23 protein-coding genes are annotated in these 25149 nt (G+C 64.2%); 4 read left to right on the top strand and 19 right to left on the bottom strand.

Features of this window, described 5'->3' with window-relative positions:
• Positions 1–27 precede the first annotated feature (27 nt).
• From gshB to ACT89O_RS22840, 6 genes are all read right to left on the bottom strand, one after another.
• Positions 28–984 (bottom strand): glutathione synthase, encoded by a 957-nt coding sequence (gshB, locus tag ACT89O_RS22815; RefSeq protein ID WP_487261278.1) that lies wholly within the window; start codon positions 982–984, stop codon positions 28–30.
• A gap of 285 nt (positions 985–1269) precedes the next feature.
• Positions 1270–3138: a potassium transporter Kup gene (locus tag ACT89O_RS22820; protein ID WP_121421466.1), complete on the bottom strand. Its 1869-nt coding sequence runs from the start codon at positions 3136–3138 to the stop codon at positions 1270–1272.
• Positions 3139–3335: 197 nt separating this feature from the next.
• The gene (gshA, locus tag ACT89O_RS22825) at positions 3336–4631 is read right to left on the bottom strand and encodes a glutamate--cysteine ligase (protein ID WP_055395416.1); all 1296 of its coding nucleotides are present in this window, start codon (positions 4629–4631) and stop codon (positions 3336–3338) included.
• A 103-nt stretch (positions 4632–4734) separates the two neighbouring features.
• The gene (locus ACT89O_RS22830) at positions 4735–6201 is read right to left on the bottom strand and encodes a TrkH family potassium uptake protein (protein ID WP_228900232.1); all 1467 of its coding nucleotides are present in this window, start codon (positions 6199–6201) and stop codon (positions 4735–4737) included.
• 24 nt (positions 6202–6225) lie between these two features.
• Positions 6226–7680, bottom strand: a complete 1455-nt coding sequence (gene trkA / locus ACT89O_RS22835) for a Trk system potassium transporter TrkA (RefSeq protein WP_487261279.1) — start codon at positions 7678–7680, stop codon at positions 6226–6228.
• A gap of 60 nt (positions 7681–7740) precedes the next feature.
• On the bottom strand, positions 7741–9021 hold the full coding sequence (locus tag ACT89O_RS22840) for a glutamate-5-semialdehyde dehydrogenase (RefSeq protein ID WP_487261280.1): 1281 nt from the start codon (positions 9019–9021) through the stop codon (positions 7741–7743).
• A gap of 63 nt (positions 9022–9084) precedes the next feature.
• On the opposite strand from ACT89O_RS22840, the gene ACT89O_RS22845 reads away from it, so the two are divergent.
• The gene (locus ACT89O_RS22845) at positions 9085–9369 is read left to right on the top strand and encodes a hypothetical protein (protein ID WP_156358621.1); all 285 of its coding nucleotides are present in this window, start codon (positions 9085–9087) and stop codon (positions 9367–9369) included.
• Positions 9370–9469: 100 nt separating this feature from the next.
• Here ACT89O_RS22845 and holA read toward each other — a convergent pair whose 3' ends face one another.
• Positions 9470–10525: a DNA polymerase III subunit delta gene (gene holA, locus ACT89O_RS22850; protein ID WP_055395424.1), complete on the bottom strand. Its 1056-nt coding sequence runs from the start codon at positions 10523–10525 to the stop codon at positions 9470–9472.
• 194 nt (positions 10526–10719) lie between these two features.
• Between holA and rocF the strand changes: the two genes are divergently transcribed.
• Positions 10720–11670: an arginase gene (gene rocF, locus ACT89O_RS22855; RefSeq protein ID WP_487261281.1), complete on the top strand. Its 951-nt coding sequence runs from the start codon at positions 10720–10722 to the stop codon at positions 11668–11670.
• Positions 11671–11766: 96 nt separating this feature from the next.
• Here the strand turns inward: rocF and ACT89O_RS22860 are convergent, their stop codons facing one another.
• From ACT89O_RS22860 to ACT89O_RS22885, 6 genes are all read right to left on the bottom strand, one after another.
• Complete coding sequence (locus ACT89O_RS22860) at positions 11767–12264, bottom strand: LPS-assembly lipoprotein LptE (RefSeq protein WP_055395428.1); 498 nt, start codon at positions 12262–12264, stop codon at positions 11767–11769.
• 5 nt (positions 12265–12269) lie between these two features.
• Positions 12270–14963 (bottom strand): leucine--tRNA ligase, encoded by a 2694-nt coding sequence (gene leuS, locus ACT89O_RS22865; protein WP_487261282.1) that lies wholly within the window; start codon positions 14961–14963, stop codon positions 12270–12272.
• 135 nt (positions 14964–15098) lie between these two features.
• Positions 15099–15548, bottom strand: coding sequence for an ExbD/TolR family protein (locus ACT89O_RS22870; protein WP_487261283.1), 450 nt, complete (start codon positions 15546–15548; stop codon positions 15099–15101).
• Complete coding sequence (locus ACT89O_RS22875) at positions 15545–16312, bottom strand: MotA/TolQ/ExbB proton channel family protein (RefSeq protein WP_487261284.1); 768 nt, start codon at positions 16310–16312, stop codon at positions 15545–15547. Before ACT89O_RS22875 ends, ACT89O_RS22870 begins: the two co-directional genes overlap by 4 nt.
• Positions 16313–16444: 132 nt before the next feature.
• Positions 16445–17290 (bottom strand): 4-hydroxy-tetrahydrodipicolinate reductase, encoded by an 846-nt coding sequence (gene dapB, locus ACT89O_RS22880; protein ID WP_121421477.1) that lies wholly within the window; start codon positions 17288–17290, stop codon positions 16445–16447.
• 81 nt (positions 17291–17371) lie between these two features.
• Complete coding sequence (locus ACT89O_RS22885) at positions 17372–17932, bottom strand: outer membrane protein assembly factor BamE (RefSeq protein WP_121508286.1); 561 nt, start codon at positions 17930–17932, stop codon at positions 17372–17374.
• Positions 17933–18021: 89 nt separating this feature from the next.
• On the opposite strand from ACT89O_RS22885, the gene fur reads away from it, so the two are divergent.
• On the top strand, positions 18022–18438 hold the full coding sequence (fur, locus tag ACT89O_RS22890; RefSeq protein WP_055395436.1) for a ferric iron uptake transcriptional regulator: 417 nt from the start codon (positions 18022–18024) through the stop codon (positions 18436–18438).
• A 174-nt stretch (positions 18439–18612) separates the two neighbouring features.
• Here the strand turns inward: fur and hprK are convergent, their stop codons facing one another.
• The 4 genes from hprK to ACT89O_RS22910 all read right to left on the bottom strand — a co-directional run bounded on the left by hprK (position 18613) and on the right by ACT89O_RS22910 (position 21985).
• Complete coding sequence (gene hprK / locus ACT89O_RS22895; protein ID WP_055395437.1) at positions 18613–19569, bottom strand: HPr(Ser) kinase/phosphatase; 957 nt, start codon at positions 19567–19569, stop codon at positions 18613–18615.
• 35 nt (positions 19570–19604) lie between these two features.
• Entirely contained in the window at positions 19605–20072 is a 468-nt protein-coding gene (locus tag ACT89O_RS22900) for a PTS sugar transporter subunit IIA (RefSeq protein WP_487261285.1), read from the bottom strand.
• Between the two features lie 113 nt (positions 20073–20185).
• On the bottom strand, positions 20186–20521 hold the full coding sequence (gene hpf, locus ACT89O_RS22905) for a ribosome hibernation-promoting factor, HPF/YfiA family (protein WP_010464246.1): 336 nt from the start codon (positions 20519–20521) through the stop codon (positions 20186–20188).
• A 237-nt stretch (positions 20522–20758) separates the two neighbouring features.
• Positions 20759–21985: an MFS transporter gene (locus ACT89O_RS22910; protein ID WP_487261286.1), complete on the bottom strand. Its 1227-nt coding sequence runs from the start codon at positions 21983–21985 to the stop codon at positions 20759–20761.
• A gap of 270 nt (positions 21986–22255) precedes the next feature.
• On the opposite strand from ACT89O_RS22910, the gene ACT89O_RS22915 reads away from it, so the two are divergent.
• Entirely contained in the window at positions 22256–23179 is a 924-nt protein-coding gene (locus ACT89O_RS22915) for a phosphoribosylaminoimidazolesuccinocarboxamide synthase (RefSeq protein WP_487261287.1), read from the top strand.
• 46 nt (positions 23180–23225) lie between these two features.
• Here ACT89O_RS22915 and ACT89O_RS22920 read toward each other — a convergent pair whose 3' ends face one another.
• The gene (locus ACT89O_RS22920) at positions 23226–24080 is read right to left on the bottom strand and encodes an META domain-containing protein (protein WP_487261288.1); all 855 of its coding nucleotides are present in this window, start codon (positions 24078–24080) and stop codon (positions 23226–23228) included.
• Between the two features lie 13 nt (positions 24081–24093).
• Positions 24094–25002, bottom strand: a complete 909-nt coding sequence (gene trxA / locus ACT89O_RS22925; RefSeq protein WP_487261289.1) for a thioredoxin — start codon at positions 25000–25002, stop codon at positions 24094–24096.
• Positions 25003–25149: the final 147 nt, after the last annotated feature.

Consider the following 25149-nt stretch of genomic DNA (forward strand, 5'->3'; position numbering starts at 1 on the left):
AAGAGATAGGGACGAAAATTCAGCAGACTACGGGGCAGAGGACGTCAATGCAGCCTCCAGGGCCTCGATGAACAGGGAAGCGACATCGCACCCCGTCTGGTCAAAGATCTCCTGGAAGCAGGTGGGGCTCGTGACATTGATCTCGGTAACGCAATCGCCGATCACATCCACTCCAGCCAGCAGCAGGCCCCGCGCCTGAAGCACAGGCCCCAAGGCGTTACCGATTTCCCAGTCCCGTGTCGACAACGGCTTAGCCACCCCCTTGCCTCCGGCAGCCAGGTTGCCCCGGACTTCGCTGCCCTGCGGGATGCGCGCCAGGCAAAAAGGCACTGGTGCCCCCCCGATGATGAGGACACGTTTGTCGCCTTCGACGATCTCCGGCAAGAACTTCTGAACCATGACACTTTGCGCGCCGTGGCGGTTCAGGGTTTCGGTAATGCTTCCCAGGTTGAGCCCATCCGAGCCCACGCGGAAGATTCCCATGCCGCCCATGCCATCGAGCGGCTTGAGAATGATGTCCCCGTGCTCTGCATGAAAACGCTGAATGTCTGCGGCATCCCGCGTCACCAGAGTGGGCCCGATGAATTCCGGAAACTCCATGATCGCCAGCTTCTCCGGGTGGTCGCGCAGCGCACGGGGCTTGTTGAACACACGGGCGCCGTCACGCTCAGCCTGCTCCAGCAGGTGTGTCGCATAGAAATACTCGCTGTCGAAAGGCGGGTCCTTGCGCATCAGCACAGCGTCGAAGCTAGCCAAGGGTGCACTGCGCTCGGGCTGTGCGGTGTACCACTGCACCGGGTCTGCTGTCAGTTGGATGTCGCACACACGGGCCGTCACCTTGCTGCCACGCTGCCAGGTAATGTGCTGCGGCTCGCACACCGCCAAGGTGTGCCCGCGCCGCTGAGCCTCGCGCATCATGGCGAATGTCGTGTCCTTGTAGATCTTGAAGCTTTGCAGGGGATCGGCAATGAAGAGCAGTTTCATGGTGTCGGGTCAGAAAGGTGTGCAGGTGCTGCCAATGGCAGATCACTTGCAGGCAGATAAGAAGAACAGGGAGCGACGAATGCAGTGCGCCGTGTACCTCACGCTGGTGAACGCCTGTACTGTTGCACAAATAGCGCAAAGCTGCCCGCGACACCTCCCCAGAAAGCCGATCCGACTCCCGCAAATACCACGCCGCTGAGCGTCACCAGAAACGTAGAAGGTGTCGCACTGTAGATTTGAGGCCGCCAAGCGCCAGGGCCTGAAAACACTCAAAAAACAATTAGCTCAAATCTCGATCTTGGAGCCGAGTTCGACCACTGCGTTGTTCGGCAGGTGCAGGAAGTCTGCCGCGCCGCTGGCGTTGTGGTGCATCTGGGCAAACAGCTTTTCGCGCCAGGGGGCCATGCCGCCGCCCATGGTGGGGATGACCGTATCGCGCGAGAGGAAGTAGCTGGTCGTCATGGCCTCCAGCTCGCAGCCCCGGCCGCGCAGCAGCTCCAGCGCGCGGGGTACGTCGGGGTCGTTCTTGAAGCCGTAGTGGATCACCACCTGCCAGCAGTCGTGGCCCAGCGGTTCGACCTGCAGGCGCTTGTCCAGCCCGATCCAGGGGGTTTCGTGGTTGTGCACCGTCACAAAGAGGTTCTGCTGATGCAGCACCTTGTTGTGCTTGAGATTGTGCAAAAGCGCATTGGGCACCGCGCCGGTTTCGGCAGTGAGGAACACTGCGGTGCCATCCACGCGCGTGGGCGGACTGACGAACACCGACTCCAGGAAGTCCTTGAGGTCGATTGCGTCGGCACGCAACTTGTCATTCAGCAGGCGGCGCCCTTCCTTCCACGTCATCATCAACGAGAACACGATGCCCCCAATCAGCAGCGGGAACCATCCGCCCTGGAACAGCTTGAGCAGGTTGGACGCAAAAAACGCCAGGTCCACCACAAAGAAACAGCCTGTGGCCGCAATACACAGCGCCAGCGGGTAGCCCCAGCCATAGCGGATTACGAAGAAAGTCAGCGTGGTGGTGATCAGCATGTCCAGCGTCACGGCAATGCCGTAAGCCGCCGCTAGGTTGCTGGACGAGCGGAACATCACCACCGCAAGAACGATGGCGGCGAACAGCCCCCAGTTGACCAGCGGCATGTAGATCTGCCCCGTGTCGCGCACGCTGGTGTGCTGGATATTCAGTCGGGGCAGGTAGCCCAACTGAATCACCTGCTTGGTCACGCTGAAGGCGCCGGTGATGAGGGCTTGTGACGCGATCACCGTTGCCATGGTGGCCAGCACCACCAGCGGGATCAGCGCCCAGTCGGGTGCCATCATGTAGAAGGGGTTCTTCACGGCTTCGGGCTCGGCCAGCAGCAGTGCGCCCTGGCCAAAGTAATTGAGCGTGAGCGCCGGCATGGCCACGCCAAACCAAGCCAGGCGAATGGGCCGCTTGCCAAAGTGGCCCAGATCGGCATACAGGGCCTCGGCGCCGGTCACGCACAACACCACCGCACCCAGGATGATGAAGCTGGTGCCCGGGTTGGCCCACATGAACCCGACTGCATGGTGCGGGCTCAACGCCCAGAGGATTTCGGGGTGGCCCACGATGTGAGAGACCCCCAGGAGGGCAATGCTGAAAAACCACACCAGCGTGATGGGCCCGAAGAACTTGCCGATCCCGCTGGTCCCGCGCTTTTGTACGGCAAACAGGCAAAACAGCACGACCAGTGTGATGGGAATCACGTACTGCTTGAAGTGGGGCGAGACCACCTCCAGCCCTTCCACCGCCGACAACACCGAAATGGCCGGGGTGATGACGCCGTCACCATAAAACAGCGAGGTGCCGAAGATGCCCACTGCCAGCAGCACGCCACGCAGCCGGGGTTTGTCCTTCACGGCCTGCGAAGCCAAGGCCAGCATCGCGATCAGCCCGCCTTCGCCATGGTTGTCGGCGCGCAGCACCAGCACCACGTATTTCAGCGAAACAATGACGGTCAGCGTCCAGAAGAAGATCGAAAGAATGCCGTAGATGTTGTCTTGCGTGAACGGCACATGGCCGGACCCGAACACTTCTTTGACGGCATACAGCACACTGGTGCCGATATCGCCATACACAACACCGATGGCGCCCAGCGTGAGCGCTGCGAGCGATGACTTGGAGCTTTGCACTGACCGCACCCGACACACAAGGGTCGCCGGGTTCCGTTACTTTTGGGAACGCTATTGTGCGCTTGCGCCCGATCAAGCGCCTGGAGGCCACACCCTATGTTGCAACGCAGCAACTCACCCTTGGCAGTCGTGGGCCGGCGTGGCAGGCAGCGTCCCCTGGCTGGCAGGAACGCGCCGTGGGCAATTCAGGGAAGAGGCTAGTCGTACACCTCGGCGTCGGGGTTGGTGGCCTCCAGCTCATAGCTGGCTGCCAGCATCGCCAGGCGACCCACCACGCCATACATATAGAAGCGGTTGGGCGCACTCACCCCCGGGCGCACGCCAGGCTGGGGCATGTGGGTGCTGTGCTCAAAGGCCAGCGGCACGAAGCTGGCGCCCGGTGCATTGAGGTTTTCGTCCACGCCGCGCTCGGCATGCATGCGGTAAAAACCGCCCACCACGTAGCGGTCCATCATGTAGACCACAGGCTCGGCCACGGCCTCGTGCACACGCTCTTGGGTCAACACGCCTTCCTGGATGATGAGGTCGTTGACCGGCTGGCCGTCCTTGATGACGGCCATCTTGTTCTTGGTCTTGCGGTTGACCGCATCCAGCTCCTTGGCATCGCGCACGGTCATGATGCCCATGCCGTAGGTGCCGTTGTTGGCCTTGACGATGACAAACGGCTTTTCGTTGATGCCGTATTCCTTGTACTTGCGGCGCACCTTGGTCAAAAGCGCATCCACCGTGGTCTGCAGCTTGTCCATGCCTTTGTCTTCGGCAAAGTCCACCTCGTCGCACTGGCTGTACATGGGATTGATGAGCCAGGGGTCGATGCCCAGCATCTTGCCAAAACGCTTGGCCACCTCTTCGTAGTTCTTGAAGTGGGTGCTCTTGCGGCGCACGCTCCAGCCCGCGTGCAGCGGGGGCAGCAGGTACTGCTCGTGGATGTCTTCCAGGATGCCGGGGGCGCCGGCCGAGAGATCGTTGTTGAGCAGGATGGTGCAGGGGTCAAAGTCCTTGAGACCCAGGCGGCGCTTGGTGCGCACCACGGGCTCCAGCGTCACCGTGTCGCCGTTGGGCAATTCGATCAGCGTGGGCTTCTTGATTTCGGGGCTGATGGAGCCTACGCGCACGTTGAGCCCGGCCATGTTGAAGATGCGCTGCAGCTGCACCACGTTGGCCAGGTAGAAGGTGTTGCGTGTGTGGTTCTCCGGAATGATCAAGAGGTTGCGCGCCTCGGGGCAGATCTTCTCGATGGCGGCCATGGCGGCCTGCACGGCCAGGGGCAGCATCTCCTTGGTCAAGTTGTTCCAGCCGCCGGGGAACAGGTTGGTGTCCACGGGCGCGAGCTTGAAGCCGGCATTGCGGATGTCCACCGAGGTATAGAACGGCGGCGTGTGCTCCATCCACTCCAGCCGGAACCAGCGTTCGATGGCGGGCATCGAGTCGAGAACGCGCTGTTCGAGTTCGTTGATCGGCCCGGTCAGGGCCGTGATGAGATGCGGAACCATGGGGAGCCCTCAGAGGAGACGGGAACGATTGCAATCCATTGTAGGGTTGGGGCGTGACCGGGCCTTCGCAAGCCCGCCGGGCGGATTTTTCGGGCAGCCCCGTTCAGCGCCGCCAAAACGCCGGGGTTAGCAAGGCCATAAAGCTCAGAATCTCCAGCCGCCCCAGCAGCATGGCCAGCGTGCACACCCACACCTGAAAGTCCGTCAATACGGCGTAGTTGGACGCTGGCCCCACACTGCCCAGCCCCGGCCCCATGCAATTGACGCTGGCGATCACAGCGGAGAACGCGGTCACCGGATCCAGGTCGGTGAGCAGCAGCACCATGCTCAGGCCAATGATGGTGGCGCCATACACCAGCATGAAGGCGAGCACCGAGAAGATCACCCGGTTGTCCACCACCGCATCGCCCAGGCGCACCGGCTGCACGGCGCGGGGGTGCACCAGACGGTTCATCTCGCGCCGCGCCTGCTTGAGCAGGATGAGCATGCGGACCATCTTGATGCCACAACCGGTGGAGCCCGCGCTGGTCGCCACGCCCGACAGCAGCAGCATGAACACCGGCGCAAACACCGGCCAGCTCAGGTAGTCCACCGTGGCATAGCCGGTGGTGGTGGCAATCGACACCAGGTTGAACATGCCGTAGCGCAGCGCATCGAGCGGCGCATACACGCCTTTCACCCACAGCAGCACAGACACCAGCAGCCCCCCGCCCACCAGCGTGAACAAGGTGGCGCGCAGTTCGGGGTCGCGCCAGAACCCCTGCCAGTGGCCTTTGCGAATGGCCACAAAATACAGCGCAAAGTTGCAACTGGCCACCAGCATGAAGCCCACGGCAATGGCTTCCAGCAAGGGCGACTGATAAAAACCGAAGCTGGTGTCGTGGGGCGACAGTCCCCCCAGGCTCACCGTGGAAAACATGTACATCAGCGCGTTCACCGGGTCCATGCCCCCCGCCCAGTACGCCAGCGCACACGCCGTGGAAAACAGCGCGTACACCCCCCACAGCCCTTTCGCGGTTTCGGTCATGCGCGGGGTGAGCTTGGCATCCTTCACCGGGCCCGCCGCCTCGGCCTTGAACAGCTGACTGCCGCCCACGCCCAGCAAGGGCAACACCGCCACGGCCAGGATCAGGATGCCCATGCCCCCCACCCACTGCAAAAAGGTGCGCCACACGTTCATGGACACGGGCAATGCGTCGAGCCCGGTGAGCACCGTGGACCCGGTGGTGGTCAGGCCCGACACCGCCTCGAAGTACGCATGGGTGAACGACATGGGCCGGCCGATTTCATGGGTGACCAGCATCAGCGGCAGCGCCGCAAACAGCGGCAGCAGCACCCAGACCAGCGTGACCAGCATCACGCCATGGCGCGGCTGCAGCTCGCGCCGAAACAGGCGCAGCTTCCACCACAGGCCGCAGCCTACGGCCAGGGTCGCAGCCATGGCCACGGGATAGATGTGCCACACCCCATCGCGCAGGAACCACGACACCGACAACGGCAGCCCCATGGCCAGCGCAAAGATCATGATCAGGATGCCCAGCACCCGCAGCACGGGAAACATGTCCACCATGGCGTCGTTCTCGCAGGCCCTGCGTCAAAAGAAAGTGGCGCTCACGCGGAAGAGCTTTTCCACGTCACGCACCAGCCGCTTGTGGGGCAGGAAGAACACCACGTGGTCGTTGCTCTCGATGACGGTGGAGCTGCGCGGGATGATCACTTGGGGTTCGCGCAAATCATCAGGCGGCACGTCCGGCGAATCCGGCAGGCCGCGCACGATCAGGCCCATGTGCACCTCGTGCGGCAACTGCAGGTCGCTGACCTTGCGGCCGACCACGCGCGAGCTTTTGCGGTCGCCGCGCGCCACGATCTCCAGCGCTTCAGCCACGCCACGGCGCAGACTGTGCACGGCCTGCACATCGCCCTGGCGCACATAGGCCAGGAGCTCGCCCAGCATGGCCTGCGCAGGCGACAGCGCAATGTCGATCTGCGTGCCGTGCATCAGGTCGGCGTAGCTGCGCCGATTGATAAGGGCCAGCACCCGCTTGGCGCCCATGCGCTTGGCCAGCAGGGACGACATGATGTTGTCCTCGTCGTCATCGGTCAGCGCCAGGAAGAGGTCGATCTCTTCCACGCTCTCGCCGCCCAGCAGGTCTTCGTCCGTCGTATCGCCCTGCAGCACCAGCACATCGGACGGCAGACTGGACGCCAGCTCAATACAGCGATCAGGGTCGGACTCAATCATCTTGATGTGAAACCGCCCCGGCTCCTTGCTGAGCTGGCGCGCCAGCCGCAGCCCCACGCGGCCACCCCCGGCAATCATGATGCGCCGGACAGGCTGCCCCTGGCGGTCCCCGCGCCGGTGCAAGGCCGTGAGCACGTTGGCAATGTGGCCGCTGGCCGCCAGCACAAACACCTCATCGCCCGGCTCGATGCGCGTGTTGCCATCGCAGGCCACAAAGCGGTCCGGCTCGTCCTGAAACCGCCGGTAGATCGCCACCAGGCGCATGGCCACGTCGGGCAAGCTCTCGCGCAGCTCGCAGATGGTGCGGCTCACCATGGGCGCCCCGGCGCGCGCACGCACCGACACCAGGCAGGCGCGGCCGCCCGCAAACTCGCGCACCTGCATGGCCTCGGGGTATTCGATCAGCTTGCCGATGTAGCGGGTCAGGGACTCTTCGGGGCAGATGATGCGGTCCACGCCAAAGCCCTCGGGGCCGGTCAGCCGCTCATCCAGCGTGAATCCGTTGGAACGCACCCGCGCGATGCGCTTGGGGATGTTGAACACCAGCTGCGCCACCTTGCAACACACCAGGTTGGTCTCGTCCTGTGCAGCGCAGGCGATCAGCAGATCGGTGTCCTCGGCGCCCGCCTCGGCCAACACGGCCGGTTCGATGCCATTGCCCACCACACCGCGCAGGTCAAAGCGCGACTCCAGGTCGCGCAGGCGGGCGGCATCGGTGTCGATGACGGTGATGTCATTGCGCTCCGACACCAGGCTGTCTGCCACGCTCTGGCCCACACGGCCTGCGCCGAGGATGATGATTTTCATAAGAAATTGGGCCCTAGCGCTTTACAGGTAAGCGCTAACAGCTATGAAATAAGGAGCAAATCAACCCCGCACCTCACCCTCGCCCAGCACCACGTACTTGAGTGAGGTCAGCCCTTCGATGCCCACCGGCCCGCGTGCGTGGAACTTGTCGGTACTGATGCCGATTTCGGCGCCCAGGCCGTATTCGAAGCCGTCGGCAAACCGCGTGCTGGCGTTCACCATCACGCTGGCCGAATCCACCTCGCGCAGGAACTGCTGGGCGTGCATGTGGTCACGCGTCAGGATGGCATCGGTGTGGTGGCTCGAATAGTGGTTGATGTGGGCAATGGCCTCGTCCACACCGGCCACCACCTTCACGCTGATGATCGGGGCCAGGTATTCCTCACTCCAGTCCTGCTCGGTGGCGGGGGTGAGGAGTGCGCCAGGCACGTCGGCCAGCAGCGCCAGCGACTCCGGGCAACCGCGCATCTCCACGCCCTTGGCGGCGTACACCACGCCGATCTGGGGCAAGAATTCGGCCGCCACGCCGCGCGCCACCAGCAGGCCTTCGCTCGCGTTGCAGGGGCTGTATTTGTTGGTCTTGGCGTTGTCGGCCACCTTCACCGCCATGGCGATGTCGCAGGGGTCGTCCACATAGGTGTGGCAGTTGCCGTCCAGGTGCTTGATCACGGGCACCTTGGCATCGCGGCTGATGCGCTCGATCAGCCCCTTGCCGCCGCGCGGGATGATCACGTCCACAAACTGCGGCATGGCAATCAGCTGGCCCACGGCCTCGCGGTCCGTGGTCTGCACCAGCTGCACACCGTGCTCCGGCAGGCCCGCCTCCGCCAGTGCCTGCTGCACCAGCTTGGCCAGCGCCTTGTTCGAATCAATCGCCTCGGAGCCACCACGCAGGATGCAGGCGTTGCCGCTCTTGATAGACAGCGACGCGGCCTCGATGGTCACGTTGGGGCGGCTCTCGTAGATCATGCCGAACACGCCAATCGGCACGCGCATCTGGCCCACGCGGATGCCGCTGGGCTGCTGCTTCATGCCCAGGATCTCGCCAATGATGTCGGGCATGGCGGCGAGCTGCTCGCAGCCTTCGGCGCAGGTCTCCAGCACCTTGGGGCTGAGCTTGAGGCGGTCCACCATGGGCTCGGCCAGGCCGTTGGCCACAGCGCGCTCCAGGTCTTTGGCGTTGTCGATCTGCAGCGAAGCCACGTTCTCACGCAGCAAGCGGGCCAGCGCCTTGAGCGCTTTGTTTTTGATAGCTGCTGGCGCTTTGGCCATCAGCGCAGAGGCCGTTTTGGCCTGGAGACCGAGAGAATGCGTGTATTCGGCGACGTTGAGAGCGTTCATCCAGCGATTTTGCCGCACTTGGCTTTACCCTTGCGGCCTTGCCCTACTCGCACATCCTTGGCCATGACCACCACCGCCCCCGCCCAGCTCGTCGCCCTGACCGAAGCCTTGCAGGCCTTTGAACGCGGCGACCACACCGCCGCCACCCTGAGCACCCTGGCCCGCCAGCAAACCACCCTGCTGGCCGCCCTGCCCCCACGCTACGGCGAGGTGCTGCTGAACCTGCTGGACCGGCTGGAGTCGAGCGCGCTGTTTTCAGAGGAAAGCTGCTCATTCAGCCAGAAGGATCTGGTGGCCAACCTGCGGATGTGGGCAGACAAAGCGCGCGGGGTGCTGGAGCAGCCCTGAAGCCCACGTGCAGACAAAACCGTCACTACATTTTTGATAGCTACTTGCGCTTACTGGATAAGCGCCAGAGGCCAAAAACACTCAAATTTATCGGCCAACCTTACCGCGCGGCCTGGGTCAGCCTGCACACCTGCAACGCAAGCCTCTGCAGCGCCTGCCACCCATCGGTGGGCCAATCGGGCTGCTTGAGCCCCTTGACGATGCCGTCCACGATATGCGCCGACTGCAGCAGGCGCGCCAGCGCCGCGTCGCTGGCCCTGGGCAGGATGCGTTCGTACAGCTTTTCCTTGGCGCCCCACACCCGGTTTTCGCGCAGGGCCATGGGCAGAGGGCGGCCGGCGTTCATGGCGTCTTTCACGCGCTTCAAGGCACGGATGTCTTCGGCCAGCGCCCAGTGCACCAGCACTTCGGCCTCGCCCTCGGCCTGCAGGCCGTCGAGCATGCGCTGCACGCGGGCGGTATGGCCTGAGAGCACGGATTCAGAGAGCTTGAACACGTCGTAGCGCGCGACGTTGAGCACAGCGGCTTCGACCTGGGCCTGCGCCAGCTCGCCGGGGGGGTGGAGCAATGCGAGCTTTTGGATCTCCTGGTGGGCGGCGAGCAGATTGCCCTCCACCCGGTCGGCAAAAAACTGCAGCGTGCGCTGGCCCTCCTCGCCCGCCACCACGCGCTGGCCCTGGGCGGCCAGGCGCTGGGCGATCCACTGCGGCAGCATGCCGCGCTCGATGGGGTCGATCTGGATCGATGTGCCGCTGGATTCCAGCGCCGCAAACCATGCGCCCGTGCGTGTGGCCTTGTCAAGGCGCGGCAACATCACCAGCGTGAGCGTGCTGTCGTTGCCCTTGGCGGATTCAGCAATCTGCTGCAGCGCCACGCCACCATCCTTGCCGGGCTTGCCCGAGGGGATGCGGATCTCGACGATCTGCTTGTCGGCAAACAGGCTCAAGCTGCCGCCTGCAGCCAGCACGGCGCTCCAGTCAAAGTGAGCGCCTGCTACCGTGTACGAGGTGCGTTCGGTATAGCCCTGAGCACGGGCCGTGGCGCGGATGGCGTCTGCCGCCTCCTGCTGCAGCAGGGGCTCGTCGCCATGCAACACGTAAAGCGGCGACAGGCCCCGTTGAAGATGCGGTGAGAGTTGGGCCAGGGCGACTTGCATGCGGCAAAGTTTATCGCCTGGGCAGGCCCGGCACTGTGCACATTGCCAGCAAATGCCCTCACAGTGCACAAGAGAGACCGCGAACTAATCAGCTGCAGTGCTATTCACTGGCGCCCAAAGCCCCGAGAATTCCCCCGGGGCGCGTACACGCGCCCGTACCGACATCGACTGCCTTCCCAGAAAGCCCCCGCACCATGCCACCCAACGCCCTGCGCAGCGCCCAGCCCACCAGCCTGATCGGCGCCCCCACCGACATCGGCGCCGGGGCGCGCGGCGCCTCCATGGGGCCCGAGGCCCTGCGCGTGGCGGGCCTGCAGGCAGCGCTGGAGTCGCACGGACTGCAGGTGTTTGACCGGGGCAACTTGAGTGGCCCCGCCAACCCCTGGCAGCCGCCCGTGGACGGTTACCGACACCTGCCCGAGGTGGTGGAGTGGAACCAGCGGGTGTTTGACGCCGTGTATGCCGAACTGCAATTGGGCCACCTGCCCATCCTGCTGGGTGGCGACCACTGCCTGGGCTTGGGCAGCATCAGCGCCGTGGCCCGCCATTGCGCAGAAATGGGTAAGAAGCTGCGGGTGCTGTGGCTGGATGCCCATGCCGACTTCAACACCAGTGCACTCACGCCCAGCGGCAATGTGCATGGCATGCCCGTGGCCTGCCTGTGCGGGTTCGGCCCCGAGGCGCTGACCGGGCTGGCCCGCATGCCGGGCGGTGGCGCAGCGCTGCACCCGTCGCAGATCCGGCAGATCGGCATCCGCAGCGTGGACGCAGGCGAAAAGCGCTTTGTGCATGAGCAGGGCCTGGAGGTGTTCGACATGCGCTACATCGACGAGGTGGGCATGCGCCAGACCATGCAGCAGGCGCTGGCCGGACTGGATGCACACACCCACCTGCATGTGAGCTTTGATGTGGACTTTCTGGACCCCGACATCGCGCCAGGCGTTGGCACCACGGTGCCGGGAGGCCCCACCTACCGCGAGGCGCAGTTGTGCATGGAGATGATTGCCGACAGCGGGCGCCTGGCCTCGCTGGACATTGTGGAACTCAACCCTGCGCTGGATGTGCGCAACCGCACGGCGGTGCTGGCGGTGGACCTGGTGGAGTCGCTGTTTGGCAAAAGTACGCTCATGCGGACATCCCCCTGAGCACCTGCGCCTCGCCCATCACGAACGCCCGGCACGGCGCTGTAGCTGCCTGCTGCTCTGCGCTACCGCCAAGAGGCCACAGCCCCACGCCTGGGCTCAGCGCTTGGCCGCTGCCAGGCGGCGCATAAGCTGCTGCACCAGGTCGGTCCGCATGTTGCGGTAGAGCAGTGCTTCCTCAGCCTCCTTGGCCAGGGCGATGGTTTCGTTGTAGCTGATGTCGCGCTGCTGCAGCAGCTCGGTCTCGGGAATCAGTTCGGCACCTGCCGGGGTACGCAGCCGGAACCTGATGCGCAGGCGCAGCTGCAGTTCGCGCACCTGGCCGGAAGCATTGAGCCCCACCACCGCGCGCTCCTGCTGCTCCTGCAGCACATCCAGAATGGCATCGGCCGTGGGCATGGCCGCCGGGTCGCGCAGCAGCTGCAGCTTGCCGCCCGAACCCTCCAGCGTGCGCTGCAACTCCCGCGCGAGGGGCGAGCCTGCAGGTGCTGCGATGTAGAGCGAGTCAAACCCGAACTCGGGCACGCCCCGCAGCCGAAATCCGCAAGCGGACAGCAGGGCCACGGGCGCGAGGGAGAGCAGTGTGCGCTTGTTCATGGGGGCTATACCACCACGTTCACGAGGCGGCCAGGCACCACAATGACGCGCTTGGGTGCAGCGCCTGCAGCCTGGGCCACAAACGCCTCGCTGGCCAGGGCAATGCGTTCGATCTCGGCCTTGTCAGCCTGCGCGGGGACATGGATGGAGCCGCGCAGCTTGCCGTTGACCTGCAGCATGAGCTCGATCTCGTCCTGCACCAGCGCGTTCGCATCGACCTGGGGCCAGGGTGCATCCAGCAGGTCGCCCAGTTCGGCCGCGTAACCCAGGCCGCTCCAGAGGCTGTGCGCAATGTGGGGGGTGGCCGGGTACAGGCAGCGCAGCAGGATGCCAAAGCCTTCGATCAGCGCCACCTGAGCACCAGCCGAGTCGGTGGCCTTGAAGTCTTCGAGCGCGTTGATCATCTTCATCGCGCCGGAGACTACGGTGTTGTACTGCATGCGCTGGTAGTCGTAGTCCACCTGCTTGAGCACGGTGTGGATCTCCAGGCGCAGGGCCTTGGCTTCTTTGCCGAATTCCACATCTTTCAGGCTGCTGGCGCTTGCTACGCTTGCGCTTGCAGCTCCCATATCCATAGCAGACAGCTTGAGGCCGAAGTTCCACACCCGGCGCAGGAAGCGGTAGCTGCCTTCCACCGCCGCGTCGTTCCACTCCAGCGTGGCTTCGGGCGGGGCGGTGAACATGGTGTACAGGCGGGCGGTGTCGGCGCCGTACTTCTCGATCAGGTCCTGCGGGTCCACGCCGTTGTTCTTGGACTTGGACATGGTGCCCACGCCCTCGTAGTCGATGGGCGTGCCCACGGGCAACAGGCCGTCGCCGCTGGTGGCTTCGTTCTTCAGCTTGGCGCCGATGATCTTGCCGCCTTCGTCCAGCACGTGCTCCACGTCGTGCGGCCAGAAGTAGTCCTTGCCGCCCTTGGCGGTGCGGCGGCTGTAGATGTGGTTGAGCACCATGCCTTGCGTGAGCAGCTTGGTGAAGGGCTCGTCCACTTTCACCAAGCCCATGTCGCGCATGACCTTGGTCCAGAAGCGGGCGTACAGCAGGTGCAGGATGGCGTGTTCGATACCGCCGATGTACTGGTCCATCGGCATCCAGTAGTCGGCGCCACCGGCCACCATCGCGTCGGCATTCTTGGGGTCGCAGTACCGCATGAAGTACCACGAGCTGTCCACGAACGTGTCCATGGTGTCCGTCTCGCGGCGGGCAGGCTTGCCGCACACGGGGCAGGTCACGCCCGCGTGGAAGCCTTCGTGCTTGTGCAGCGGGTTGCCCGAGCCATCGGGGATACAGTCTTGCGGCAGCACCACGGGCAGGTCTTTTTCGGGCACGGGCACGGCGCCGTGTTCATCGCAGTGGATGATGGGGATCGGAGTGCCCCAGTAGCGCTGGCGGCTCACGCCCCAGTCGCGCAGGCGCCAGGTGGTCTTCTTCTCGCCCAGGCCCTTCTGCTCCAGCGCATGGGCCACGGCGTTCACGGCTTCCTTGTACGACAGGCCGCTGAAGCTGTCGGAGTTGATGGTCACGCCGCGTTGCTTGTCGCCGTACCAGTCGTTCCATTGGTGGTAGTCGAAGTGTTCGCCATCGACCAGCACGACCTGCTTGATCTCGATGCCGTACTTGAGGGCGAACGCGAAGTCGCGCTCGTCGTGCGCGGGCACGCCCATCACGGCGCCGTCGCCATAGCCCATGAGCACGTAGTTGCCGACCCAGACCTCGACCTTCTCTTCGGTCAGCGGGTGGGTGACGAACAGCCCCGTGGGCACGCCCTTCTTCTCTTGCGTGGCCAGCTCGGCCTCGGTCGTGCCGCCGCTCTTGCACTCTTCGATGAAGGCTTTCAGTGCAGGGTTGGTTTTGGCGGCATGGGTGGCCAGCGGGTGCTCGGGCGCCACGGCGCAGAAGGTCACGCCCATGATGGTGTCGGCGCGCGTGGTGAACACGTACATCTTGCCGTCGCCGATCAATGCGCCATCGTCGCCTGCAATGTCGTGCGTGAACGCAAAACGCACGCCTTCGCTCTTGCCGATCCAGTTCTCCTGCATCAGCTTCACGCGCTCGGGCCAGCCGGGCAGCTTGTCGCCGGTGACGAAGTCCAGCAGCTCTTCGGCGTAGTCGGTGATCTTGAGGTAGTAGCCGGGGATCTCGCGCTTTTCGACCACCGCACCCGTGCGCCAGCCCTTGCCGTCAATCACCTGCTCGTTGGCCAGCACGGTCTGGTCCACCGGGTCCCAGTTCACGACCTGGGTCTTGCGGTAGGCAATGCCCTTTTCCAGCATCTTCAAAAACAGCCACTGGTTCCACTTGTAGTAAGTGGGGTCGCAGGTGGCCACTTCGCGGCTCCAGTCGATGGCCAAGCCCATGGCCTGCATCTGCTTTTTCATGTACGCGATGTTTTCGTACGTCCACTTGGCAGGGGGCACACCATTCTTCAGCGCCGCGTTTTCAGCGGGCAGGCCGAAGGCGTCCCAGCCCATGGGCATCAGCACGTTGTAGCCGTTCATGCGCAGGTAGCGCGTGAGCATGTCGTTGATGGTGTAGTTGCGCACGTGGCCCATGTGCAGCTTGCCGCTGGGGTACGGCAGCATCGAGCAGGCGTAGAACTTCTTCTTGTTGGCGTCTTCCGTCACGCGGTAGGCATCGGTGGCGGTCCAGTGGCCGTGGGCGGCGCGCTCGACGTCTTGGGGAGAGTATTTGTCTTGCATGGGGGCTCGGGGGTGAGAGGGAGGTGCAGCCGCAGGGCCGCGCTGCGCAGATTTTAGGCTGTCAGGCCCCGCCTTCCGCGCCTGCCGCCGCCAGCGGCCTGTGCAGACCGGCTGGCACGGCGGCGCACGGCGGTTTCAGGGGGCCTTGGCAGGGGCAGACGGCGCGCCTGCGGCCGGTGGCTCGGCCACAAAGCCGATGCGCTGCAGCCCGGCCAGATGCGCTGCGCCCATGACCTCGACCACGCGCCCATAGGGCACTGCGGCGTCGGCGCGCAACTGGACTTCGGTGTCGGGCCGTTCGGCGCCGATGCGGCGCAGGCGCTCAGCCAACGCGCTCTGCGACAGCGGCTGGTCGTCCAGAAAGGCTTGGCCCGACGCATCGACCACAAGGGTAACGAACTGCGGCGCACTACCGGGCGTGGCGCCCTCGGAGCGTGGCAGGTCGAGCCGGATGGAGCTGGCCAGCAGCGGTGCCGTGAGGATGAAGATGACCACCAGCACCAGCATCACATCGACCAACGGCGTCATGTTGATGTCGCTCATGGGCTGTGGCCCGGTGGTGCGTTCGAGTCTGCCGAAACTCATGCCCCCACGCTCCCCATGGGGGCGGACCCGCCTTGGGGCGGCCCGGCGGCGGGTCGGCTCGCATTGCTCAGACCTTCTGTGGTGCCTGCCAAACTCTGGGGGGCCGCCGTGTCAATGACCAGTTCGCGCAGGTCGCGCGCAAACCCTTCCAGGTCCGCCTCGATGCGGCCGATCAGCCGCCCAAACACGTTGTAGGCCAGCACGGCGGGGATGGCCACGGCCAGCCCGGCCGCCGTCATGACGAGGGCCTCGCCCACGGGGCCGGAGACGCGGTCGATGGTGATCTGGCCCGCGCCCGCCATGGCCGTCAGCGCATGGTAGATGCCCCACACGGTGCCCAGCAGCCCCACGAACGGCGCGGTGGAGCCCACCGTGGCCAGCAGCACCTGGCCAAACTGCAGGCGCCCCAGCACGCCATGCAGGGCATCGCGCAGCACCCGGGTCAACCGCTGAGACAGGCTGCCCGCGCTGGCCAATGAGGCCGGGGCATCGGGCAGAGAATGATTTGCTATTGAATTTGCAGCAACCACCAGAGGCAAGACCAGCGCAGCGCGGTCAAAAGACTGCAAACGTTGTGCTGCAACCTCCATGGATGGCGCCTGCCAGAACGCCGCAGTGCAGCGGGCCACATCGGCACTGGCCTGGCGCATGAGCCGCAGCTTCCAGACGATGACCACCCAGCTTGCCACCGACATGGCCAGGAGCACCAGTGCGGCACCCTGCGTGACGGCGTCGCCCTGGCGCCACCAGTGGAGAGCGTCCATCAATACCTCGTTATTTGGCGCATCGCCCGCAACTGGCGCGCCCGAAGCCAGTGCCACCGTGGAACTGGCTTCGCCAGGTCACGGGTGGCGTTCCCCTGCAGGGGGAAGATGCGAAGCATCTCAGGGGGTTTCTCATTGCAGACCGAGCACGTCGAACATGTCGAACATGCCCGTCTTGTGCCCAGCGAGGAACCGCACCGCCCGCAGGCTGCCCTGTGCGTAGGTGGAGCGGCTGGAAGACTTGTGCGTGATCTCGATGCGCTCGCCGATGCCCGCGAACAGCACGGTGTGATCGCCCACGATGTCACCACCCCGGATGGTGGCGAAACCGATGCTCGACGGGTCGCGCTCGCCGGTCACACCTTCGCGGGCGTACACGCCACATTCCTTGAGGTCGCGCCCCATGGCGTCGGCAATCACCTCGCCCATCTTGAGCGCGGTGCCCGAGGGCGCATCCACCTTGTGGCGATGGTGGGCTTCGATGATCTCGATGTCGTAGCCCGTGGCCATGGCCTTGGCCGCCATCTGCAGCAGCTTGAGGGTGACGTTCACGCCCACGCTCATGTTGGGCGCCATGACGATGGCGGTGCGCTGGGCAAAGACGGCAATCTCGGCCTTTTGCGCATCGGTGAAGCCCGTGGTACCCACCACGGCTTTTACCCCGAGTTCGCAGCACACGGCCAGATGGGCCAGGGTGCCCTCAGGGCGTGTGAAATCAATCAGAACGTCGGCGTTTTTCAGGCCCGCAGCAATGTCGGCGGTGATGGCAACACCGCTGGCATGGCCCAGAAACGCGGTGGCATCCGAACCGATGCCGGGGCTGGACGGCACGTCCAGCGCGCCTGCCAGCACACAGTCATCACTGGCGCGAAGGGCCTCGATCAGCATGCGGCCCATGCGACCGGAGGCACCGGCAACGGCAACACGGAGGGGGCGCGAGGGCGTGGATGCGGGGGCAGGCGAAGGGGTCCCTGTCATGAGTGTCCTGTACGTTGTCGTTGGCTTTGAAGTGAGGCGGGCATCGATCTACCCGTTGCCCCACCGGCCAGATCGCGAAAATCAGCGTGCTGGCGCTTCCAGCGGCGGGTAGCTGACAGAAGCAGGCTCCAGCGGGGGCGCTGTCGGGGAGGCAGATGGCCGTTGCGACGCAGGGTAGCGGGCCAGTTGCTCCGGTGTGGCCTCCAGCACGGGCACCTTGCTTTTGGAGCCACGCGAGCCCAGTGTGGCCACGAACTCGGTCTCTGTGGGCATGGGGTCGCCTTCGGAGCGATCCAGCCCATCGCCCTTGAAATACACTGTCAGCTTGCGGGTCTGGGCTTCTTCACCGGGGCGCTTGAGCGTGAACACGTATTCCCAGCGGTCTGCATGGAACAGGCTGGTGACCAGCGGCGTACCGAGGATTTCACGCACCTGCTGGCGGCTCATGCCGGGCTGGAGCGCCTCGACCTGCTCGCGCGACACAAAATTGCCCTGCACCACATCGATTTTGTAGGGAGTGACAATGCTGGCAATGCGGGTACTGGCACCATCCAGGCTACTGCAACCGGCCAGGGCGGCCACGCTGGCACCGACCAAAAGGACCAGGCCCAGGCGGGCGCTGAAACGGGCTTTGACGGGCATGGGTAAAAGGGCTGAGGATATGATCGCCCCATTGTAGCGGTAGGCCTTCTGACCTTGAGGCCGAGGCCCGCATCCCGAAAGACCATGCCATGACCAACATCGACGAACTCAAAAGCACGGGACTCAAGGCCACGCTGCCCCGCCTGAAGATTCTGGAGATCTTCCAGAAAGGCGAGCAACGCCACATGACGGCCGAAGATGTGTTCCGCGTGCTCCTGGAAGAGCGTTCGGACATTGGTCTGGCCACGGTCTACCGCGTGCTCACGCAGTTCGAGCAGGCGAGCATCCTGATCCGCAGCAATTTCGAGAGCGGCAAGGCGGTGTACGAACTCAACGAAGGGCAGCACCACGACCACTTCATCTGCACGTCGTGCGGTAAGGTGGAGGAGTTCTACGACCCCGAGATTGAAAAACGCCAGCAGGCCGTGGCCAAGGCTAAGGGCTGGCTGGTGCAGGACCACACCATGGCCCTGTATGGCCAGTGCGCTGCCTGCGCTAGCAAGTAAGCCCCCCTGAGTCGCCTTCGGCGCCTTCCCCCGAGGGGGACGCACCCAGTGGCCCGGCGAAGCCGGTTCCACGGGTGCACTGATATTGGCGCGCGCCAGTTTCGCAGTATCTGAACCTAAATTGGCTGTAGCGCCTGCCTGCCAAGCGCCGGCAGCTATCAAATACGCAGCATACTAGCCGCCTGTATCGCGCTCCATGGCGCGGCGATGGCGCTCCACAAATTCCTGGTACGTATCAATGCCGCGCAGTTGCAGGATGGTGTTGCGCACGGCGGCTTCGACCAGCACGGCGATGTTGCGGCCAGCCACCACCTGGATCACCACCTTGAGCACGGGCACGCCCAGCACGTCTTGCGTGAGTGGTTCGTAGGGCAGGCGCTCGTAGTCGCGCTCCAGGGTCTCCTTGCGCACCAGGTGCACGATGAGTTTGAGGCGCATCTTGCGGCGCACCGCCGTCTCGCCAAAGATGGCTCGGATATCGAGCAGACCGATGCCGCGCACTTCCAGCAGGTTCTGCAACAGATCGGGGCACTTGCCCTCGATGGTGGTCTGGTTGATGCGGTACAGGTCCACCGCGTCGTCGGCCACCAGGCCGTTGCCGCGCGAAATCAGCTCCAGGCCCAGCTCGCTTTTCCCCAGGCCAGATTCGCCGGTGATCAACACCCCCAGCCCGAGAATGTCCATGAACACGCCGTGCATGGTGGTGCGGTCGGCAAAGTGCTTAGACAGGTAGGCACGCAGCACGTCGATCACAAACGCCGAGGACTCGTGCGTGGAGAACATCGGGATCTGCGCGCGTTCGCACATCGAGACCAGCGCATCGGGGGCGGTCTGGTCGTCGGCCAGCACCAGCACGGGCGGCTCCAGCGTCACGATGCGGGCAATGCGACGCTTGCAATCGTCGGGAGACGCGCTGCTCAGATAGGCAATCTCGCGCTCGCCCAGGATCTGGACGCGGTAGGGATGGATGTAATTGAGGTAGCCGACCAGATCGGCCCCGGAGCGCGCGGACCGCACGGCCACTTCGTCAAAGCGCCGCTCGGAAGCGCCCAGCCCGGCCACCCACTCCCACTTCAGGGGGCCGCGAAATTCCTCAAACAGAACATCGGCGCTGACAACATTGGGCTTCACGGCGAATCAGCGAAAGTGCGCAGCGCCAGACAGGCTCAAGCCGTTTGCGTGGACTGCCAGCCGGCAATCATGCCGTGCAGTTCGGCAGCATCGGTGCAGGCCTTGAGCCTTTCACGCAGGGCCGAATCGCTGAGCAGTTCGGCAATCTCGGAGAGGATTTCGAGGTGCTTCTGTGTGGCGGCTTCAGGCACCAGCAGAAAAATCAGCAGACCCACAGGCAATTCGTCTGGCGCATCGAACCCGATGGGGTTCAACAGCTGTAACACAGCAGCCATCGGTGCCTTGAGGCCCTTGATGCGCCCGTGGGGAATGGCCACGCCATGGCCCAGTCCGGTGGAGCCCAGGCGTTCACGCGCAAAGAGGCTGTCGGTGATCAACGCGCGAGAGAGACCGTGCTGGCTCTCGAACAGCAGACCCGCTTCTTCAAAAGCACGCTTCTTGCTGGTGGCGTCAACGCTCACAAGCACTTGAGCGGAGGGCAGGATGGAGGCGAGTCGGTTCATGGTCAAGGGTAACAATTATGCACATATTGGCGAAAACCCTGAGCGCGGCGCTGTGGGCAACAAAAAAACCGCCCGAAAGGGGCGGCTGCTGTGCCAAGCTCAGGGCTGGCGCATCAAGCGTGCAGTTCGCGCTTGGCGGCTTCGTGGTGGTGGTCCTGCAGGCGATCCTTGTGGCGCACCACCTGACGGTCCATCTTGTCGACCAGTTCATCCACGGCAGCATACAGGTCGGCGTGGGAGCTTTCGGCAAACAGGTCGTTGCCCTTCACATGGATATTGCATTCCGCTCGCTGCCGCTTTTCCTTCTCCTTTTGCTTCTCTACCGTCAGCAGTACCTTGACGTCGACAACTTGGTCAAAATGGCGGGTGATCCGGTCCAGCTTGGTGGTGACGTAGTTGCGCAAGGCTGGGGTAACTTCGAGGTGGTGACCGCTGATCGTCAGGTTCATAAATAAGTCTCCTGTAACACTCTCTGTGGAAGAAGCGCCGCCCTGGATCAGAGGAGCGGCCCGGCGAACTTGGATGCATCCCGTTGACGTGAAGTCACTATGCCCCCGCCCTTCCTGAAAAGCAATCCCATTCCGCCCCGACCCGCTGGGTTATGCCCGCCAAGGTGCCAAGCCTCCAAAAAGCGCGCACAATGGCTGAGTTGCCGGGGAGCACACGCCCCGCCAGTCGGCAGTTGCTCAGCGTGCCGAAGGCGCTGCGCCATGCAGCGTCAACCGTCCTGCCACCACCATCGACAGCAGGCTCGCGGCAATGCCCACCAGCGCCGCCATCCAGTAGTTCTGCACCAGTCCCTGCGCGTCGCGGCTGATCAGCATCCCGCCCACCAAAGACGCCGCCCCCATGGCCGCAGACTGCACCGATGCGTTCAAGGTCATGAAGGTACCGCGCAGCGGTGCCTGCGCCGCAGAGGCCACGATGGCCATGCCCGGAATCATCCGGCCGCTCACAAAGGCAAACATCAGGGTGGACACCGCCAGAACGCCCCACAGCGGCAGCCCCTGCACCAGCGTGATGCCCAGCAGGCAGGGCGCCGCAGCCAGGGCCAGCCAGCGAAAGGTTCGCACCTTGCCGCGCAGGTCCGTCAAACGGCCAAACAGGCGCGCGGTGAACAGGGTCGCGACACCTCCACACAGGTAGGCCACCGGAATCTGGTCGGCCCGCACACCGGCATTGGTCTGCATGTAGATGGTGATGTAGGGAATCACCGTAAAACCTGTAAACATGAGCAACGCGGAGAACAGGAACGCCCAGCGATGGTTCGGGTCGGCAAGCACTTGCCCGATGCCGCCCAGCGCCGTTCTGCCGCTGGCAGCCTGCACATGGGCCGTCATCGCCGGCATGGTGCGCGCCGCCAGCACAGCCAGGCCCCCCACCATGGCGGCAATCGCAATGAACGGCATGTTCCAGCCGCCCACCTCGGCAAGGATCAGCCCCAGCGGAACACCGGCCACAGTCGATACCGAGAATGAGGTCATCACGATGCCCATCGCACGGCCGCGCCGCTCGAACGGAATCACGTCAGCCACGATGGTTTGCGACAGGGCCGACAAGACACCCCCGAATGCCCCTGCCAAAACGCGCGCCACCATGAGCGTGCCGTAGGTGGGCGCCACGCCACAGGCCAGTGTGGCCAGCCCAAACAGGACGTAGAGGACCAGCAGCAGCCGCTTGCGCCCGAACCGGTCAATGTACGTAGACGCCAGCAAACCCGACACCCCGGCCGAGAGCGTGTAGGCCGACACCAGCAGCCCGAACTGCGCGTCGCTGATGGAAAACAGCTGCGTGAACCGGGGCCCCAGCGGCATCATGATCATGAAGTCAAGGATGTGGGTGAACTGAATGCCCGCCAGGGTGAGCAGCAGCCAAAGTTCGCGGCGGGGAGTGAGCGCAGAGGTGGAGGGCACGGGGGCGCGGCCAAAGGTGGCGCTGTCAGATTCAGGGCCACACAGTGTGCCGCAAGCTCACCGAGCGCGCAGGTCCGCACTAGCGCCCTCATGCACGCCGGTACATGCCCCTGCCGAGCCCCCACCGAGCCCTTGCCGCAGACACGCGTCAGACCCGCGCGTAAAATCCGAAGGTTGCGCGCACGCACTTGAAGACTTCACCAGCTCCCGCGCTTCACTCCCCGTTTTGCGGCCTGCCTGCAGCGCACATCGATCGCCCACACCGACACCATGACCCAGCCCAGCTCCAACGCCCTGCACACCTCCGCCCTGACATCGCTGCCCCTGCTGGCACGCGGCAAGGTGCGCGACAACTACGCCGTGGGCGACGACCGCATCCTGATGGTGGCCAGCGACCGCCTGTCGGCGTTTGACGTGATCATGGGCGAGCCCATCCCGGGCAAGGGCGAGCTGCTCACGCAGATGGCGCTGTTCTGGTTCGACAAGCTCGGGGATATCTGCCCCAACCACCTGACGGGCGACGCGCCGGAAAGTGTGGTGTCTCCGGAAGAAGCCCCGCAGATCCGTGGCCGGTCCATGCTGGTGCAGCGGCTGCAGCCCATTCCGGTCGAAGCCGTGGTGCGCGGCTACCTGGCCGGCAGCGGCTGGAAGGAATACCAGGAATCACGCGCGGTGTGCGGGGTACCCCTGCCGGAAGGGCTGACCAACGCCGCCAAGCTGCCCGAGCCCATCTACACCCCGGCCGCCAAGGCCGCTGCGGGCGAGCACGATGAAAACATCACGTTCGAGCGCACGGTGGAGATGATTGGCCTGGACCTGGCCACCCGCATCCGCGACCTGAGCATCGCGATCTACAAGGCTGCTGCCGACATCGCGCTCGCCAAAGGCATGATCATTGCCGACACGAAATTCGAGTTTGGCCTGGCGCCCGATGGCACGCTGGTGCTGATGGACGAAGTGCTCACGCCCGACAGCTCGCGCTACTGGCCCGTGGAAGGCTACGAGGCCGCCCTGGCCGCTGGCCAGAACCCACCGAGCTACGACAAACAATTTGTGCGCGACTGGCTGGAGCAAGCCCAGGTGAACGGCAAGCCCTGGGACAAGACCGCGCCCGCCCCCCGTCTGCCGCGCGAAGTGATCGAAAAGACCGCCGCCAAGTACCGTGAAGCGCTGGAACGGCTGACCACTGCGTAGGACCTCTACAGCGGCCTAACCCGACCCGGGAGGATGGAGCAGACGATCAACTAAGTGGTGTCTCGGTAGCCTCAAAGCGGAGCAAGGGCTTGCCGTCCTTATCACGCAGAAGGAGCTGCGCGCCTTGCTGGCGAAAGCTCTCCACGGCCTCCAACGCCGCAAAATACCTCGCTTCAGATACCCCACTTTGCAAGCAAAGGGTGATACCGGATACCAAACGCCTAAAGCGTAAACGCCCCCCGTCAAACATGTAGTCCGCCAGAAACCGGTTGCAACCACCTGCACCAGTTGCTTGGCCTTTATCTGACTGAAACACAAGGTGGGGAGTTAACCCACCTTGTGCTTCCACAGAGAAAGGCTGCTCCTCCAGTTCCACCAGCCGCCAGTAGGTCAAGACCAACGGTACGCTGGCCTCCACCGCAGACGATAACGCAGGCTGACGCTTCAACTGCACGTCCACACGGCGAAAAGCTGGATCCTGCGGTACGGGGTGGCGCATTTGGGTTGAGAGTAGCAACCGCCCCTCCAGGGTGACGGATGCGCGCACCTCGTAACGCCCTTTTGGTAGGAAACGCACAGTGGGATAGGGAATCTGTACGGGGTACGGAGGCTGTCCTGCGGGCTCACGTCGCTGCCGCCCCAGCACTACGGGGGGCATATCGGAGAAGGAAACATCCAGCAGCGTGGCCTCAAAAACCGCCTCAGGGGGAAGAACCACACGTTCGCGCGACATAGCCACGCCGGTGACCAAGGCATCGGGGGCGGGAGGGTGCGTTCCGCACCCCACCACAAGCAGTCCGAGCAAGGTTCCGGTTAACCAGCGCCAAACCGTGGGAATCTCCCTCCCGCCAACGGATGTGCCCCACAACGCACGCGATGTCACAGCGAACCCCACAGGCACGACCGGACAGGTTTCAGCTCAGCACCACGCTCGACAAACGGCGTCGGTAAGTAGCCACCACCGGGTCGTCGGGAGGGATCTGGCCGTCGGCCACCTTCACCTTGGGCGGCTCGATGATTTCAAGGATGGCCACATAGGTCTTGCGGGCAGCCTCTTCGCCCCAGGCCTTGTCGCGCATAAGGATTTCGAGCAGTTCGTCCATGGCGTCCGTCCAGCGCTGGTCGGCCATGAGCCAGCGGGCGCGGGCGTAGCGGGTGTCAAAGTCGCGCTTGTTGGCGGCGATTTTTGCATCAAAATCGGCACCGGCGCCTTCCCCATAATCGTTAGAAGCTACGAAATCAATAGCATCCATCCAGGCTTTCAACGCACCCAGCTTGCGCGAGGCTGCGGCCTTGGCGATGACGGGGGCAAAGGCCACCTTGGCGTCGTCCTCGCGACGCAACTGCAGCAGCAGCTTGACGTAGTCGAAGCGCGCGTCGTCATTGGAAGGATCGGTCACCACGGCGTGCTGCAGCTTCTCCAGCGCGGTACTGGTGTCGCCTTCGGCCAGGGCGTCCTGGGCTTCTTCTTCCTCGATTTCCGCCACCAGTTCTTCGGCGGTGGGGATGTGCTTGTCCAGGAAGGCGCGCACCTGGCCTTCGGGCAGGGCGCCCATGAAGCCATCCACGGGCTGGCCGTTCATGAGCAGCACGCAGGTGGGAATGCTGCGGATGCCGAACATGCCCGCCAGCTGCTGCTCCTGGTCCGAATCGATCTTGACCAGCTTGAAGCGGCCCGCGTAGTCGGTCTCCAGCTTTTCCAGCACAGGCCCCAGCGACTTGCAGGGGCCACACCAGGGCGCCCAGAAGTCCACCAGCACGGGCACGTTCATCGAGGCAGCAACCACCTCGGCTTCAAAATTTTCTACGGTGACGTCAATCATGGCGGTGTGGAGGCCAGGGGCCTGTGGAGCGGTTTGCGCGCTATTTTGGCCCATCGAAACAGCCCCATGCCGGGAAGGGAGGCGCAAAAAGTAAAATCGCGGGTTCCACCTACAGCGGCAGAGCAGGCGCAACCTGCCCGCCAGCGC

The organism is Acidovorax sp. NN32 (genome assembly GCF_057597245.1).